This window comes from Nonomuraea guangzhouensis, assembly GCF_019396345.1.
GTDB classification, from domain to species: Bacteria; Actinomycetota; Actinomycetes; order Streptosporangiales; family Streptosporangiaceae; genus Nonomuraea; species Nonomuraea guangzhouensis.
The window spans coordinates 1-14,168 of record NZ_JAHKRM010000077.1 but is presented as its reverse complement, the minus strand read 5'-3'; the positions used below and the strand labels follow the sequence as shown (position 1 = coordinate 14,168).

General features: G+C 70.8%; 12 protein-coding genes and 1 pseudogene. 3 read left to right on the top strand and 10 right to left on the bottom strand.

The window, feature by feature from the left end:
- Positions 1-97 precede the first annotated feature (97 nt).
- From KME78_RS62865 to KME78_RS62845, 5 genes are read right to left on the bottom strand one after another with little or no spacing between them, the layout of a single operon-like run.
- Positions 98-994, bottom strand: a complete 897-nt coding sequence (locus KME78_RS62865; protein ID WP_219539811.1) for a sugar phosphate isomerase/epimerase family protein — start codon at positions 992-994, stop codon at positions 98-100.
- Positions 995-1,018: 24 nt separating this feature from the next.
- Positions 1,019-3,103: a dipeptide ABC transporter ATP-binding protein gene (locus KME78_RS62860; RefSeq protein ID WP_219539810.1), complete on the bottom strand. Its 2,085-nt coding sequence runs from the start codon at positions 3,101-3,103 to the stop codon at positions 1,019-1,021.
- Positions 3,100-3,981, bottom strand: a complete 882-nt coding sequence (locus KME78_RS62855; protein ID WP_219539809.1) for an ABC transporter permease — start codon at positions 3,979-3,981, stop codon at positions 3,100-3,102. The genes KME78_RS62860 and KME78_RS62855 overlap by 4 nt, the downstream gene beginning before the upstream one ends.
- 2 nt (positions 3,982-3,983) lie before the next feature.
- Complete coding sequence (locus KME78_RS62850; RefSeq protein ID WP_246655146.1) at positions 3,984-4,931, bottom strand: ABC transporter permease; 948 nt, start codon at positions 4,929-4,931, stop codon at positions 3,984-3,986.
- Between the two features lie 33 nt (positions 4,932-4,964).
- Entirely contained in the window at positions 4,965-6,527 is a 1,563-nt protein-coding gene (locus tag KME78_RS62845; RefSeq protein ID WP_219539807.1) for an ABC transporter substrate-binding protein, read from the bottom strand.
- Between the two features lie 384 nt (positions 6,528-6,911).
- Between KME78_RS62845 and KME78_RS62840 the strand changes: the two genes are divergently transcribed.
- Positions 6,912-7,844, top strand: coding sequence for an NADP-dependent oxidoreductase (locus tag KME78_RS62840; RefSeq protein WP_219539806.1), 933 nt, complete (start codon positions 6,912-6,914; stop codon positions 7,842-7,844).
- A 55-nt stretch (positions 7,845-7,899) separates the two neighbouring features.
- Here KME78_RS62840 and KME78_RS62835 read toward each other — a convergent pair whose 3' ends face one another.
- On the bottom strand, positions 7,900-9,000 hold the full coding sequence (locus tag KME78_RS62835; protein ID WP_219539805.1) for a Gfo/Idh/MocA family protein: 1,101 nt from the start codon (positions 8,998-9,000) through the stop codon (positions 7,900-7,902).
- A 28-nt stretch (positions 9,001-9,028) separates the two neighbouring features.
- The gene (locus KME78_RS62830; RefSeq protein WP_308127606.1) at positions 9,029-10,162 is read right to left on the bottom strand and encodes a Gfo/Idh/MocA family protein; all 1,134 of its coding nucleotides are present in this window, start codon (positions 10,160-10,162) and stop codon (positions 9,029-9,031) included.
- Between the two features lie 87 nt (positions 10,163-10,249).
- On the opposite strand from KME78_RS62830, the gene KME78_RS62825 reads away from it, so the two are divergent.
- Positions 10,250-11,467 carry an ROK family transcriptional regulator gene (locus KME78_RS62825; RefSeq protein ID WP_219539803.1) on the top strand — a complete coding sequence of 406 codons (1,218 nt, stop codon included), beginning with the start codon at positions 10,250-10,252 and terminating at the stop codon, positions 11,465-11,467.
- 6 nt (positions 11,468-11,473) lie between these two features.
- Here KME78_RS62825 and KME78_RS62820 read toward each other — a convergent pair whose 3' ends face one another.
- A complete protein-coding gene (locus tag KME78_RS62820) occupies positions 11,474-12,064 on the bottom strand; it encodes a TetR/AcrR family transcriptional regulator (RefSeq protein WP_219539802.1) in 591 nt (196 codons plus the stop codon).
- A 134-nt stretch (positions 12,065-12,198) separates the two neighbouring features.
- Between KME78_RS62820 and KME78_RS62815 the strand changes: the two genes are divergently transcribed.
- On the top strand, positions 12,199-12,993 hold the full coding sequence (locus KME78_RS62815; protein WP_219539801.1) for an SDR family oxidoreductase: 795 nt from the start codon (positions 12,199-12,201) through the stop codon (positions 12,991-12,993).
- A gap of 41 nt (positions 12,994-13,034) precedes the next feature.
- Here the strand turns inward: KME78_RS62815 and KME78_RS62810 are convergent, their stop codons facing one another.
- Together KME78_RS62810 and KME78_RS62805 are read right to left on the bottom strand one after the other, a co-directional pair.
- Positions 13,035-13,457 carry a roadblock/LC7 domain-containing protein gene (locus KME78_RS62810; RefSeq protein WP_219539800.1) on the bottom strand — a complete coding sequence of 141 codons (423 nt, stop codon included), beginning with the start codon at positions 13,455-13,457 and terminating at the stop codon, positions 13,035-13,037.
- A pseudogene (locus KME78_RS62805) lies at positions 13,454-14,168 on the bottom strand (hypothetical protein); the annotation flags it as partial. The gene KME78_RS62810 and the pseudogene KME78_RS62805, both read right to left, overlap by 4 nt.

The window sequence follows — 14,168 nt, the reverse complement described above, 5'->3', positions numbered from 1 at the left end:
GCGCCCGCGGCGGGCATCCCCGGTGCTTTGGGAAGCGAGGCGCGGGACTGATGGCCGCCCGCCGGCGCGGCCGAAGGCGCCGCGCCGGCGGTGCGCGTCAGCTCTGAGCCGGGTACGTGCTGTGCATCCAGCGGGCCGACACCTGCGCGCTCTCGTAGGGGTCGGCGATGTCGGGACGGTCCACCTCCACCATCAGCCACCCGTCGAACTCGCTGGGCAGGTTGCCGATGATCCCGGCGAGATCGAGCTCGCCTCGGCCCGGCTCGACCCACAGTCCGGCCAGGACGGTCTGCTGGTAGCCCCAGTCCTTTTCGCGGCCTTCGGCGGCGACGCTGAGCCGGCAGTCCTTCACGTGCACGAACGGGATCCGCTCGGCGTAGTCCTTGACGAACCGGCCGACGTCGGCGCCCGCCCACGCCAGGTGCCCGGTGTCGGGCAGGAAGCCGAGCCGCGACGAAGGAAGGGCGTCGAGCACCGCCCGGCCCTCCTCCTCGGTCTCGATCCACGTGCCGACGTGCGGGTGCAGCGACGGCCGGACGCCCTCGGCGAGCATGGCGTCGGAGATCTGCCCGATCAGCGCCGTCACCGCCTCGACGCGGGAGTCGTCCGGGTCGTAGCCCTGGGCGGGGCGCAGCACACGCGGCCGATCCTTGGCCATGCCGAGCCCGAGACCGATCTCGGTCATGCCGAGCTGGGCGTGCTGGCGCGCGACCTCGGTGGCACTGGCCACGACGTCGGCCTGGTTGCCGTCCCGGCCGTCCGACCGGACGACGAAGTAGCCGGGCGCGAGCGTCAGACCGGTCTCGTCCAGCAGTGCCAGGTACTGCTCCACGGTGAAGCCGGCCGGGACCTCGGCCATGACGGCGTCGAATCCGGCCTGCTTGATCAGGGACAGCCGCTGCTTCGGCTCGGGCGCCAAGGACGGGTCCAGCCATCCGTCGGCGCTGGCCATCCACTGGATGGGGTTGAGGGCGATCTTCGGGGTGCCGGGCATATGGCTTCCTTTCGGTGTTCGGTGTCAGGCTTGGGGCGCGAGTTCGCCGGCGAAGTGGCAGGCGGCACGCTGGCCGGTGGCGGTGAGGGTGAGCTGTGGGTCGACCTCTTTACAGATCGTCCGATCCGGATGCGCCAGCGGGCCGATCGGGCACCTGGTGCGGAAGCGGCAACCGGTCGGCGGGTTCGCGGGGCTGGGCAGGTCACCCGGCAGGATGATGCGTTCGCGGGACCGCGCCGAGACCGACGGGACGGGCGAGGACGACAGCAGCGCGGCGGTGTAGGGGTGCTGCGGGTTGCCGTAGACCTCGGCGGCCTCGCCGTGCTCGACGATCCGGCCGAGATACATCACCGCGACGGTGTCGCTGAGGTGCCGCACGACCGACAGGTCATGGGCGATGAACAGGTAGCCGAGCCCGAGCTCGTGCTGCAGCTTCTCCAGCAGGTTGATGATCTGCGCCTGGATCGACATGTCCAGCGCGGAGACCGGCTCGTCCAGGATGAGCGTGCGTGGCCGGCGGGCCAGCGCGCGGGCGATGCCGATCCGCTGGCGCTGGCCGCCCGAGAACGCGTGCGGGTAGCGGTCGAGGTGCTCGGCCCGCAGGCCGACCTGCGCCATCAGGTCACGCGCCGCCTCCTCGCGGGCCCGCCCGCCGATGCCTCTGAACGCGAGGGCCTCGCCCAGCGACTGCCGGATGGTGCGGCGTGGGTTCAGCGACGCGTACGGATCCTGGAACAGGTACTGCACCGAAGACCGGACCCGCGTCAGATCCTCCTCGCCCATGGCGCTCACGTCGGCGCCGTCGACGAGGATCGACCCGCCCGCGACCTTGTTGATCCCCACGATGCTGCGCGACAGCGTCGACTTGCCGCAGCCGCTCTCGCCCACGAGTCCGAGCGTGCGGCCCGGGTGCACCGACAGGCTCACCGAGTCGACCGCGTACACGGGGGGCTCACGGTGGAACAGCCCACGCCGCCGGGATCCGACGTCGACCCTCAGGTCGCGGACCTCCAGGACGGCCTCGGCCGCCGGGGGAGCAGCCGCCGGGGGAGCGGCCGGCTCGTCCGGCACCGGAGCGGAGAGGTCGAGGCCGCCGGCGGCCCGCTGGGCGACGAAGCAGGCCGCGGCCTGCCCGGTGCCGCCGATCTGCAGCAACGCCGGTGGTTCCTGCTCGCAGGCCTCCTCGGTGAACCGGCACCGGGGGGCGAAGGGGCAGCCGGGGGGTGGTGCGGCGGGGTCGGGCGGCGCTCCCGGGATCGCGGGCAGCGACCGGCCGGTCCGATCGTCGTCGATACGAGGCATGGCCGCCAGCAACGCCGCGGTGTAGGGATGGCGCGGCTGCTCGAAGACCTGCTCGACGGTCCCCTTCTCGACGGTGCGGCCGCCGTACATGACGACGACGTCCGTGCAGAGTTCGGCCACCACGCCCATGTCGTGGGTGATGATCGCGATGGCGATGCCCAGCTCGGTGCGGAGCCGGGCGAGCAGGCGCAGGATCTGGGCCTGGATGGTGACGTCGAGAGCGGTGGTCGGCTCGTCGGCGATCAGCAGCGCGGGGTCGTTCGCCAGGGCGATCGCGATGACGACGCGCTGGCGCATGCCGCCGGAGAACTGGTGCGGGTAGTGGTCGATCTTCGTCTGGACGTCGGGGATGCCGACCTGTTCGAGCAGGTCGATCGCGCGCTCGCGGGCGGCCTGCTTGCCGACGCCGTGGACCGTCATGGCCTCGACGATCTGGTCGCCCACCTTCATGACGGGGTTGAGCGCGGACTGCGGGTCCTGGAAGACCAGGGCCACCTTGCTGCCCCGGCGGCGCCTCATCTCCCGTTCGGGCAGCGTGAGCAGGTCTTCCCCGCCGAACCGTACGGAGCCGGCGACGACCTCGCCCGGCGGGCGCAGCATGCGCATGATGGAGCGCGCCGTCACCGACTTGCCGGAGCCGGACTCGCCGACGATGCCCAGCACGTCGCCCGGGTAGATGTCGAAGCTGACGTCGTTGACGGCCTTGACGCCGCCCTTCTTGGAGCGGAACTCCGTGCGCAGTCCCTCGACGCGCAGGAGCGGCGCGTCCTTGGCCGTCACCGGTGCCAGCGATTCGGTGGAGGTCATCGGCGGTTCACCGCCTCGTTGAGCGCGTCCGACAGCAGGCTGAAGCCGACCGAGACCAGCAGGAGCAGCAGGGCCGGGCCGACGATGTACGTCGGCGCCTGGGTGACGAACCGCAGGCCGTTGTTCAGCAGTACGCCGAGCGAGGGCGTCGGCGGCTGCACGCCGAGGCCGACGATGCTCAGTCCGGCCTCGATGTAGACGCCGACGACCATCCAGACGGCGCCGTTGACGACGATGGCGTCCATCGCGTTCGGCAGCACGTGGCGTACGAGCAGCTGCCATCGTGAGACGCCGAGCACCCGGGCGGCCAGGACGTACTCCCTGCTCTGCTGGGTCAGCCAGGCGCCGCGGGCGAGGCGGCCGGCGGTGGGCAGGCCGCTGATCAGGATCGTCAGGAAGAGCGCCGGCCAGCCCGGCTGGAGGATGGCGACCAGGCAGATCCCCAGGATCAGGCCGGGGAAGCCGATGATCACGTCGAGCAGCCGCTGCACCGCGGCGCCCAGGCGTTCGGAGATCACGCCGCTCAGGCCGAGCAGCGTGCCCACCGCCATGCTGAGGGGGACCGCGGTGAGGATGAGGCTGAGGTCGATGCGCAGGCCGTAGAGGCTGCGGACGAAGATGTCGCGGCCGAACTCGTCGACGCCGAAGATGTGCTTGGCCGACATCCCGGTCAGCGCCTCCGGCCCCTGCTGGTCGTATCCACCGGGGAACAGCACGGGCGCGAGCAGGGCGGCGAGCCCCATGAGGAGGAGGATCGACAGCCCGACCACTCCCTTCGGCGTGCGGAGCGCCGTCAGGTAGCGGACCAGGGTCGGGTTCAGTCGTCGGCGCGCCTCTGGGAGAGCCACGTCGGGGGGTACCAGCTGAGGGTCTGCCATACCTACTCTCCCAATTTGATGCGCGGGTCAAGTCCTGCCAGGACGACCTCGGTGAGGATCTGACAGAGCACCGCCACGAAGACGATGGCGAGGATCAGCACCTGCAACACGGTGAAGTCGCGGGTCTGCACGCTGGACACGGCGAGCTGGCCGAGTCCGTTGCGGTTGAAGATCGCCTCGATGATCACCGCGCCGGCGAGCAGGTTGCCGATCTGCAGCCCCACGGCCACGACCGCGGTTCCCACGCTGTTCCGCAGCACGTGCCGGAGGGTGATCCGGGTGGCCGACGCCCCCTTGCTCAGCGCGAGGTCGACGTAGTCCTCGTTCTTGACGGCGAGCATCTCCGCCTGCAGCAGGCGGGCGACGACCGCGGCCGAGGGCAGCGCCAGCGCGAACGCCGGCAGGATCAGGAACTGGAAGCCGATCGTCGGGTCCTCCAGGAAGCTGACCTCGCCGCTGACCGGCAGCCACCGGTTCAGCACGCCGCAGACCAGGATCAGCGCCAGACCGGTGAGGAACGACGGAATGGCGATGAAGAAGCTGTTGACCAGGTCGAGGCCGGCCCGCGCCCAGCGGCGCCGGGTCGAGCCGACCGCGACGCCGAGGGTCGTCCCAATCGCGATGACCAGGAGCGTCGCCAGCACGGCGAGCTCCAGGGTGCTGCCGAGCCGGTCGCCGATGAGGCTCGCGACGCTGCGGCGCAGGAGGTAGGACTCTCCGAGGTTGCCCTGGAAGAGCCCGACGATCCAGTCCCAGTACTGAACCACCAGGGGCCGGTTCAGGCCCAGCTCCTGCCGGATCGCGGCGATGGTGGCCGCGGTCGAGTCCGTGCCGGCGAGGGTGACGGCGACATCACCGGGCGCCAGACGCGGCAGGGCGAAAGCGACGATCGAGCTCGCGAAGAGCACGAACACCACTGATGGGATCTTGCGTATCAGGAACCGGACCATCGTCTCGATACCGCCACTCGCTCGAAAGGTCGATTACTTGGACAGCCACGCCCGGCTGATGTCGAGGAAGCCCATCTGCGTCGGTGCGAGGTCGTTCAGGGCGTTCGACCGCACCGTGAGGGTGGGGCGGGTGATCAGCGGGAGCACGAACGCCTCATCGGCGAAGTAGGCGCTGTAGTCGTGCAGCGCCTTCTGCTGGTCGGGCGTGGTGCTGGCGCTGGTGACCGCCTTCACGAGCCGGGTGTACTCGGGGCTCTTGAAGTGCGAGACGTTCTCGTCCGCCTGGAGCTCCGGGCGGCTCACGACGGCGCTCGCCGGCGAGAGGCCGTTGCTGTTCATCATCAGGAAGGCGGGGGTCCCCATGTTCTTGCTGGAGACCTTGGCGTCGTAGTCGGCCGTGGCGATGACCGGCTTGGCGTTCAGCCCGACGGCGGCCAGGTTGTTCTTGACGATCTGGAAGACTCCGGTGGCCTCGGGGGTGTTCAGCATGGTCACGTCGAACGACGTGCCCGCCTTCACACCCGCCGCGGCGAGCATCTGCTTGGCCTTGTCGGGCTGGTAGGTGTACTGCTTGGTCTGCGCGGCGTCGTAGCCGATCGTGGAGGTCCGCCACGGCAGGTTGGTCGCCTGGGCCTGGCCGCCCTCGACCTGCTGCACGATGCGGTCGCGGTCGATCGCGTAATGGATCGCCTGACGCACGGCCTTGTTGTCGAACGGCGGCTTGGTCACGTCGAACCCGAGCGGGATCGCCGCGCCGCCGGACGACACGAGGGCGAAGCCCGGCTGCTGGCTCAGGCTTCTCGCGTCCAGCCCGGCCAGGCCGACGCCGTACTGGACCCGGCCGCTGCGGATGGCCGCGACCATCGCGGTCGGGTCCTTGATGAGGTTGATCTCGATGTTGTCGAGGTGGGTGTTCTGGGCATCGCGGTATTTCGCGTACTTGCTGAGCTGGAGCTTGCCGCCCGGGGTCCACGACTTCCACTCGAAGCGTCCGGTGCCGTCGACCTTCGTGCCGGACGCGTAGTCGGCGTAGGCGTCCTTGTTCGGGATCGGCATGGTCTCGAAGAGGTCGAAGACGTTCGGCAGTGGCTGCTTGAAGGTCAGCGCCAGCTCGTAGTCGCCCGTCGCCTTCATGTCGGAGATCTGGGCGGCGATCGACTGGTTCGCCGCCCCCACCTTCGGGTCCTGGACCTGCTGGATGGCGAAGATGACGTCGGCCACGGTCAGCTTGCGGCCGCTGTGGAAGGTCACGTCGTCGCGGAGCTTGATGTCCAGGCTCTTGCCGTCCGGCGCCAGCGTCCAGGACTTGGCCAGGACGCCCTTGGGCTGCCCGGTCTTGGTGTCGATGAGGGTCAGCGTCTCGAGGACGGCGTACTCCCACAGGATGTTGCCGAACGAGGTCTTGAGGAAGGAACCCGGTTCGGCTTCGGTCGTCTGCCCGACCACAAGGGTTCCGCCCTTGCTCGCCGGGCCGGCGGGTGCGGAACTGCCGATGGCCCCTTGGTTGGCGGCACTGCATGCGGCGGAGGCGAGCATCGCCGCGCCGGTGGCGCCTGCTGCGAGCCGGCGTCGCCAGGCGGACTTCGTCAGTGACATCGATACTCCTCGAGACATTCTGGGGGCGGGGGGTGTACCAAGGTGTCGGGAATTGTACAGTCAGCCCGATTTGTCCTCTGGCGAGGAGCATGGTTTGTGCCTCAGACAGGCGCAACCCGCCGCTTTTAGTTTTGTTTCCGACATAAAGCGAGCGGTTCGGCAGCGGGATCGCCAGGCGTTCGCACCGTCGTCACCGTCCTTCAGGTGGTGGCATCACACCCTAGGACGGCGGATTCCGGCAGGCCCCCGCACCGGTTCGCTGACCGGAACAGCCCGTCCGCCTGCGCCGCCGCGCCTGGACCTGGATCACCGTCCGCCTGCCGGTTCGCTGACCGAAACGGCCGCGTCACCCCCACCGACCTGCGGCGGATAGCGTCCGGGACCATGCCTCTCTCATATGCGTTCCTCGACTACGGCGGTCCTGACCTCCAGCGCTTCCTCGACGTGCCCGCGCCCGAGCCGGGACACGGCGAAGTGCTCGTCGAGGTGCGCGCGGCCGGTGTCAACCCGGTGGACTGGAAGGTCCGGGCCGGCATGCACCGTGCCTTCCTGCCGCTGAAGCTGCCCGCCATCCTTGGCCGTGAGGTCTCGGGGACCGTTGTACGGACCGGGCCGGGAGTCGTCGAACTCGCCGTCGGGGACAAGGTCCTCGGCAGTACGGTCGGCGGCAGCGGCGGGTACGCCGAACTGGCGCTGCTGCCGGTGGCACGGGCGGCGCGGATGCCGGACGGACTGTCGTTCATCGACGCGGCGGCGCTGCCGATCGCGGCGGGGACCGCCTATGAGGGGCTCGCCGTCCTCGGCCTGGCTTCAGGGCAGACGCTGCTGATCCTGGGCGCCGGTGGGGGAGTCGGCACGGTCGCGGCCCAGCTCGCGGTCATGGACGGCGTCGCCGTCGTGGGCACCGGGAGCGCGGCGAAGCGGGAGTTCATCGAGTCCCTCGGCGCCACGGCGGTCGCCTACGATCGCGACGACTTCGCGCGCCGGCTCCAGGAGCTGCTTCCGGCCGGCGCCGACGCGGTTCTCGATCTGGCAGGTGGTGACGCGCTCGATGGCGTCGCCGGCGTCATCACCGCCCGGACGCGGGTGAGCAGCGTGGCCGACGAGGAGACCCTCGCCCGCTTCGGCGCGCGCTCGCTGATGCGCACCGGTGACCCGGCGACGCTGTCGGCCGTGGCCGAGCTGGTGGCCGCCGGGAAGCTGGACCCGTACGTCCGCCGGGTGTTCCCGCTGTCCGCGGCGGGCGACGCGCTCGCGCTGGTGGAGGCCGGTCACGCGGCCGGCAAGGTCGTCATCGACGTCACCGCCCGGCGCTGAGACCCACCCCGCCGCGCACAGCCGCCCGGCGGGGTGAGCCATCCCCTCTGCGGGGTTACTTCGTGAAGCGGCCGGCCGGGCGGTCGCACGTGCTCTCCAACAGGGTGACCTGCCCGGGCCCGTCGATCGCGGACAGTCCTTCGAGCACGTGGAAGGCGAACGCGGCGTTGGCGCGGTGCGGTCCGCCCTCGATCGCGTCGGCCAGATCCCGTACGCCGAGCCCGCGGCGTGCCTGCTCCTTGGTGCCCACCGCGCCGAACAGCTCGACCACGGGCGGCAGGACGGTCCAGTCCGCTTCACCGTGCCGCCGCACCCGGACGTCACCGTCGAAGTGGTTGGGATTGGGCAGCGTGAGCGTCCCCTCGGTGCCGTAGATCTCGATGGCGGGCAGATCGCTGTCCCAGACGTCGAAGCTCATCATCGTCGTGCCGATGACCCCGGAGTCGAAGACGAGGACGGCCGAGGCGTGGGTGGGCACCTCGACGTCGATGGAGTCCACGGCCCGGTCCGGCGCGGTCACCGTGCGTACCGGCGCGCCGATGCGGGCGGCCGCCGCCACGGACCTGACGGGGCCGAGCAGGTTCACCAGGATCGCGAGATAGTACGGCCCCATGTCCAGGACGGGGCCGCCGCCGGCCTGGAACAGGAAGCGCGGATCCGGATGCCAGGTCTCGGCCTTGCTGTGCCGGATGAACGCCGACGCGCCGATGGGTTCGCCGATCAGCCCGTCGTCGAGCGCCTTGCGCGCGGTCTGGCTGGCGCTGCCGAGGAAGGTGTCCGGAGCGGAGCCGAGCACCCGCCCGCTGGCCGCGGCCGCCGCCAGCACCGTCTTCGCGTCGGCGACGGTCGTGGCCAGCGGCTTCTCGACGTAGACGTGCTTGCCGGCGTCGAGCGCCCGCATGATCGTGCTCGCGTGGTGCACCGGCGGGGTCAGGTTGACCACGATGTCGATCGAGTCGTCGCCGTAGAGTTCGTCGGCGTCCCCCCAGCCCGGGATGCCGTGCTCGCCGGCGGCCCGCTTGGCCCGGTCGACGTCGATGTCGCCGACGCGGACGATCTTCAGCTCCGGATACCGGGCCATGCCGGTGACGTACCGGCTGAAGATGTTGCCGCTACCGAGGATGCCGATGCGGTGGTGCTGCGGCTGAGTTGCCACGTTCTCTCTTCCTTACTTGGATGGATGATCACTCGACGACGGTCCAGCTGAGGCTCTCGTCGGCCCGCAGTACCGCGTCGACCAGCCGTGCCGAGCGGACGCCGTCCGCGGCGGTCGGCAGCCCCACGACCGGCAGGCCGGCCATGGCCGAGTAGGCGTCGTCGACGAACGCCCGGAAGCAGTCGCCGTAGCCCTGCGCGTGTCCTGCGGGAAGGGTGGCCAGGCGGCGCTGCTCGGCCGATCCCTGACCCGGGTCCCGTACGACGATCCGGGCGCCATCGGCGTCGCCGAGCCACACCGACTCGGGGTTCTCCTGGTCGAACACGGCGCTGCCGGCCGCGCCGTCGAGCTCGAACCAGAGCCGGTTCTTGCGCCCGGCGGAGACCTGCGACACCGTCAACGAGCCGAGCACCCCCTCCGCCGTCCGCAGCAGGACGGTGGCGACATCCTCGGTCGTGACCGGCCGCAGATGGTCCGATGCCGGTCCGCTGGCCGGACCGAAGGTCGCGCCGCTGCCCGCGGGCCGCTCGGGCCTGGTGATGCCGCGCCGGGCCGTGACCTCGTGGAACCGGACTCCGGCCACCCATTCGACGAGATCGCACCAGTGGGAGCCGATGTCGGCGAAAGCGCGGGAGCGCCCGCCCTGCGCGGCGTCGACGCGCCAGTTCGCGGTGCCGGCGTCGAGCATCCAGTCCTGCAGGTAGCTGCCGTGCAGGAGCTGCCAGGCGCCGAAGTCGCCGTTCATCCGGCGGGCCCGGATCTCACGGACCAGCGGGTGATAGCGGTAGACGTACGGGACGGCGAGCGTGCGGCCCGTCTCGGCGGCCACCGAGGCGAGCCGCTGGGCGTCGGCGAGCGACGTCGCGATCGGCTTCTCGCAGATCACGTGCTTGCCGGCGCGCAACGCCGCCACCGCCTGGTCGGCGTGCAGCACGTTGGGCGTGCAGATGTGTACGACGTCCACCGCGTCATCGGCGAGCACGGCCGCGAGGTCCGGATAGCGCACCGGGACGTCCCACTCCTTGGCGAGCACGGCGGAACGGCTCGGGGTCGAACCGACGACGCCCCGCACGGTCGCGCCGACGCCGCGGATGGCCGCCGCATGGACCGACCCGATCATGCCGGCGCCGATGATGACGGCTTGAGTGCGCGGATGCGCCACGTTCAGACCTCCAAAAGACTGTTTGGCCATATGCGAGCATGATTGAGGCTATTGACAGGCACAAGATGCCATCTTTAGTTTCATCGCATGCAAAAAGATGGGAAAACCGGCGGTCAGGCCGTGCCGGCGCCTGTTGCCATCGCGCTGCACCGGGTGCTGGGAATGATCGCCAATGGCGAGGCGACCAGCCGCGCGGCGATCGCGCGGCTCACCGGCCTCGCTCGGTCGACCGTCAGTCAGCAGGTGGACAGCCTGATCGATGGCGGCATCGTCGAGGAGACCGAGTCGAGCCAGTCGGTGCGCGGCCGGCCGCCTCGGGCGCTCACCATCAGCCCGCGCGCCGGCACGATCGCCGTGGCCGACGTGGACGTGGCCGCGACCCAGCTCGCGATCGCCGACCTCGGCGGCACCATCATCGGCCGCGACATCGTCAACCTGCCCGTCGACCGCGGTCCCGAGGAACTGCTGGCCGAGGTGTCCGGGCGGCTGCATTCGATGCTCACCGAGCACGGCCATGATCCGGCTCGGGTACGCCACGTCGTCGCCGGCCTGCCGGCCCCGGTCGACTTCCAGCGCGGCTGCGCGGTGCGCCCGCCGATCATGCCCGGCTGGGACGCGTACCCCGTCGGGGACTACCTGCGCAAGCAGTTCGGCGCCGCCGTCACGGTCGACAACGACGTGAACCTGATGGCCCTGGGCGAGGCGACCCAGGAGATGGCCGACACGCCCCTGCTGGTCATCAAGGTCGGATCGGGCATCGGTGCCGGCATCGTGACGGCGGACGGCTCGGTGCATCGCGGCGCCGACGGCGCGGCCGGCGACATCGGGCACATCCGGGCGTCCACCCGGCGCGACGTCGTCTGCAGGTGCGGCAAGTTCGGCTGCCTGGAGGCCGTCGCGAGCCATCGCGCGGTGCTCACCGACCTCGGCATCGCCCCGCCCTCGATCGACGACCGGCTGTACGCCTCGCGCGAGCTGGCCCGGCTGGTGGCCGACAGCGACACCAGCGCGCTGCACAGAATCCGCCAGGCGGCCGCCGACATCGGCGAGGTCGTGGCGATGCTGATCCACACGCTGAATCCGCGCATGCTGGTGCTCGGCGGTCCGTTGAGCGAGCTGCAGGACGAGATCCTGTCCGGGGTCCGCGCGGCGGTGTACGAACAGGCGTTGCCGCTGGCGACGCGCAAGCTCATCATCACACCGAGCCAGCTCGGCACCGACGCGGGAATCATCGGCGCGATCGCCCTGGCGGGCCGGGAGGTCTTCAGCCAGGAGGGGGTGGGACGGCTGCTCGCCGAGGCGTGAGGGTGATCAGGTGCGGTCGCCGGATGACTGCGAGAAGCGGCTGATCAGGAGGGCCAGCCGCCGGTCGTGGTATTCAGGCGGGAGCCTGCCGCCGCGCATCAGCGTCACCAGCCCGTGCAGGCCGGCCCAGAGGGTTTCGGTGAGCGTGCCCAGTTCGTCGTCGCCGGTGTGTGGCCACAGCGCCTGGCTCAGTTCGCCGAAGCACGCGTGCAGGGCAGGCGGTGCTTGGGGGGTGGCGAAGGGCAGGTCGACGGTCTGGCTGAACATGGCGTCGTACAGTGCGGGCCGTCGTTCGGCGAAGTCCGCGTAGGCGGCGCTGACGTCGGCGAGGGCCCGCCGAGGGTCGCTCGCCGAGGTACGGGCCGCGCGCAGGTCGGCGGCCAGGTCGGCGAAGCCCTCCACGGCGACGGCGGCCATGATGGCGTCCTTGCCCTTGAAGTGGCTGTAGAGCACCGGCTGGCTGTATTCGACGCGTTCGGCCAGGCGCCGGGTCGTCACCGCCTCCCAGCCCTCGGCCTCGGCCAGCGCGCGGGCGGCTGTGATGATCAGCTGTTCGCGCTCTGCCCGCTCGCGCTCCCGACGCTCCTGAATCGACATGCCAGCAACTCTAGCATCGCTAGCGGTCCTGTCGATGCTCCGACTATTTCTGGCGATGTCACATTCCTTCCACACGCGGGGTCGTCCCATTGGACCCTCGAAATCCAGGCGTCCGAAACGGACTTGGAGTAGACATGGCATCTCCCATCCTGGTCACCGGCGGCACGGGCACACTGGGGCGCCTGGTCGTACCACTCCTGCGGAACGCCGGCCGCGAGGTCCGGGTGCTCAGCCGGACCGGCCGCCGGCCTGGGAACGGCGTCGAGTTCGTGACCGGCGATGTGAGCACCGGTGCGGGGCTCGACGCCGCGATGAAGGGGGTCGAGACCGTCGTGCACTGCGCGGGGAGCGCCAAGGGCGATGAGGACAAGGCCCGGAACCTGGTGCGGGCGGCCGCTTCCGCGGGTGTCGGGCACCTGGTGTACATCTCGGTCGTCGGCGCCGATCGGGTGCCGGTCGTCAGCGGTGTCGACCGCGCCATGTTCGGCTACTTCGCCGCCAAGCACGCCGCCGAACGCGTCATCGCCGAGTCCGGAATCCCGTGGACCACCCTGCGCGCCACCCAGTTCCACGAGTGGATCCTCATGACGCTGGGGCTGATGGCCAAGTCGCCGGTGATGCCGCTCTGGGGCGGCGTCCGGTTCCAGCCGGTCGACTCGGGCGAGGTGGCGGCCCGGCTCGTCGAGCTCGCCCTCGGCGAGCCGGCCGGCCTCGTGCCCGACATGGCCGGGCCGCGCGTGTACCCGATGAAGGAGCTTGCCCGCGGCTATCTGAAGGCCACCGGCAAGCGCCGGTTGGTCCTGTCGATCAACAGCCCGGGCCGGGCCGCTCGCGCGTACCGGGCCGGTGCCAACCTCGCCCCCGAACATGCCGTCGGCCGTCGGACCTGGGAGGAATTCCTGGCCGAGCAGGCGCGGCCGAGCCGGTAGGTGCCCCAGCGGGTCACCCGCCGGCCCAGCTGACCGTCCTGTCACCTGCTCTGGCCGGCCCGCAGGTGGGCGTGCACGGCCGGGGTCAGCACCTGGCCGGTACGCTCCACCATGAGCGTCATGTGGTACGCCACGAGCGCCATGTCGCAGTCGGGCGCGACGAGCACGGCCAGGCACGAGCCGTCGCTGATCGACATCGTCAGCATCAGCCCGCGTTGCATCTCCACCACCGCCTGGGTGACGGGGCCGGACTCGAACATGCGGGCCGCTCCCTGCGTCAGGCTGACCAGACCTGAGGCGATCGCGGCCAGCTGGTCGGCCCGGTCGGCGGGGAAGGCCGACGAGAACGCGAGCGGCAGGCCATCGGACGAGACGACGACCGCGTGGGCGACGCCCGGCACGGTGCTGACGAATTCCGTGATCAGCCAGTCGAGGCCATGTGCCACGTACGTCAGGTCGGTCATGTGCCCCCTCCGCTGTTCGTGGGGTCGACGGCGGGTGCCGGTGCCTTGCCCGAACTGATGTCATTCCGGGCCGCCCGGAAACCCTGCTGGAAGCTGGACAGGCGGTTGCGCACCTGCTCCGGCGACGGCGCCGGCATCGGTGTCACGTTCTGGGGCGCGGCGGCCGTCTGGGCCGAGCCCGGCACCAGGTTGGCCTTGGGCACCCGCTTGGGGAGGCCCGCCGAGGTCGCGCCGTCGCGTACCGGCTTCATCACGGTCTCGGCCGCGCTCCAGCCGGCGTCGGCGTTGGCCGATCCCCAGCTGGCACTGGACTCGCTCCCGTGCTCGAACCAGGCCGACTCCACCGCCGCGAAGATCGGCAGGTACTCGTCACCCGAGGTGGCCGGCTTCACGGCCGGGATCGGGCCGGTGGCTACCGATCCGGTCTCGGGGAAGTCGTATCTCGGCCGCGACGAGCCGCCCACGCGATCGCCGCGGCTCCAGCTCTGCGGCTGGTCGCCGGTGGGCCATTTCGGCAGGTCATTGTCGCTGGGCCAACTGCTCGGGCCGCTCGGGCCGCTCGGAATGCTCGGGATCCTCGACGGTGCCCAGATGTCGGTGGAGTCGTAGGTGCTGTAGTCCGCGCGCGGCTCGACCGGCCGGCCGGCGTCGGCCCGTGGGGGCGTCGAGGGCCAGCCACCGGCCGAGCCGGCCGACGGGATGGAGGAGTAC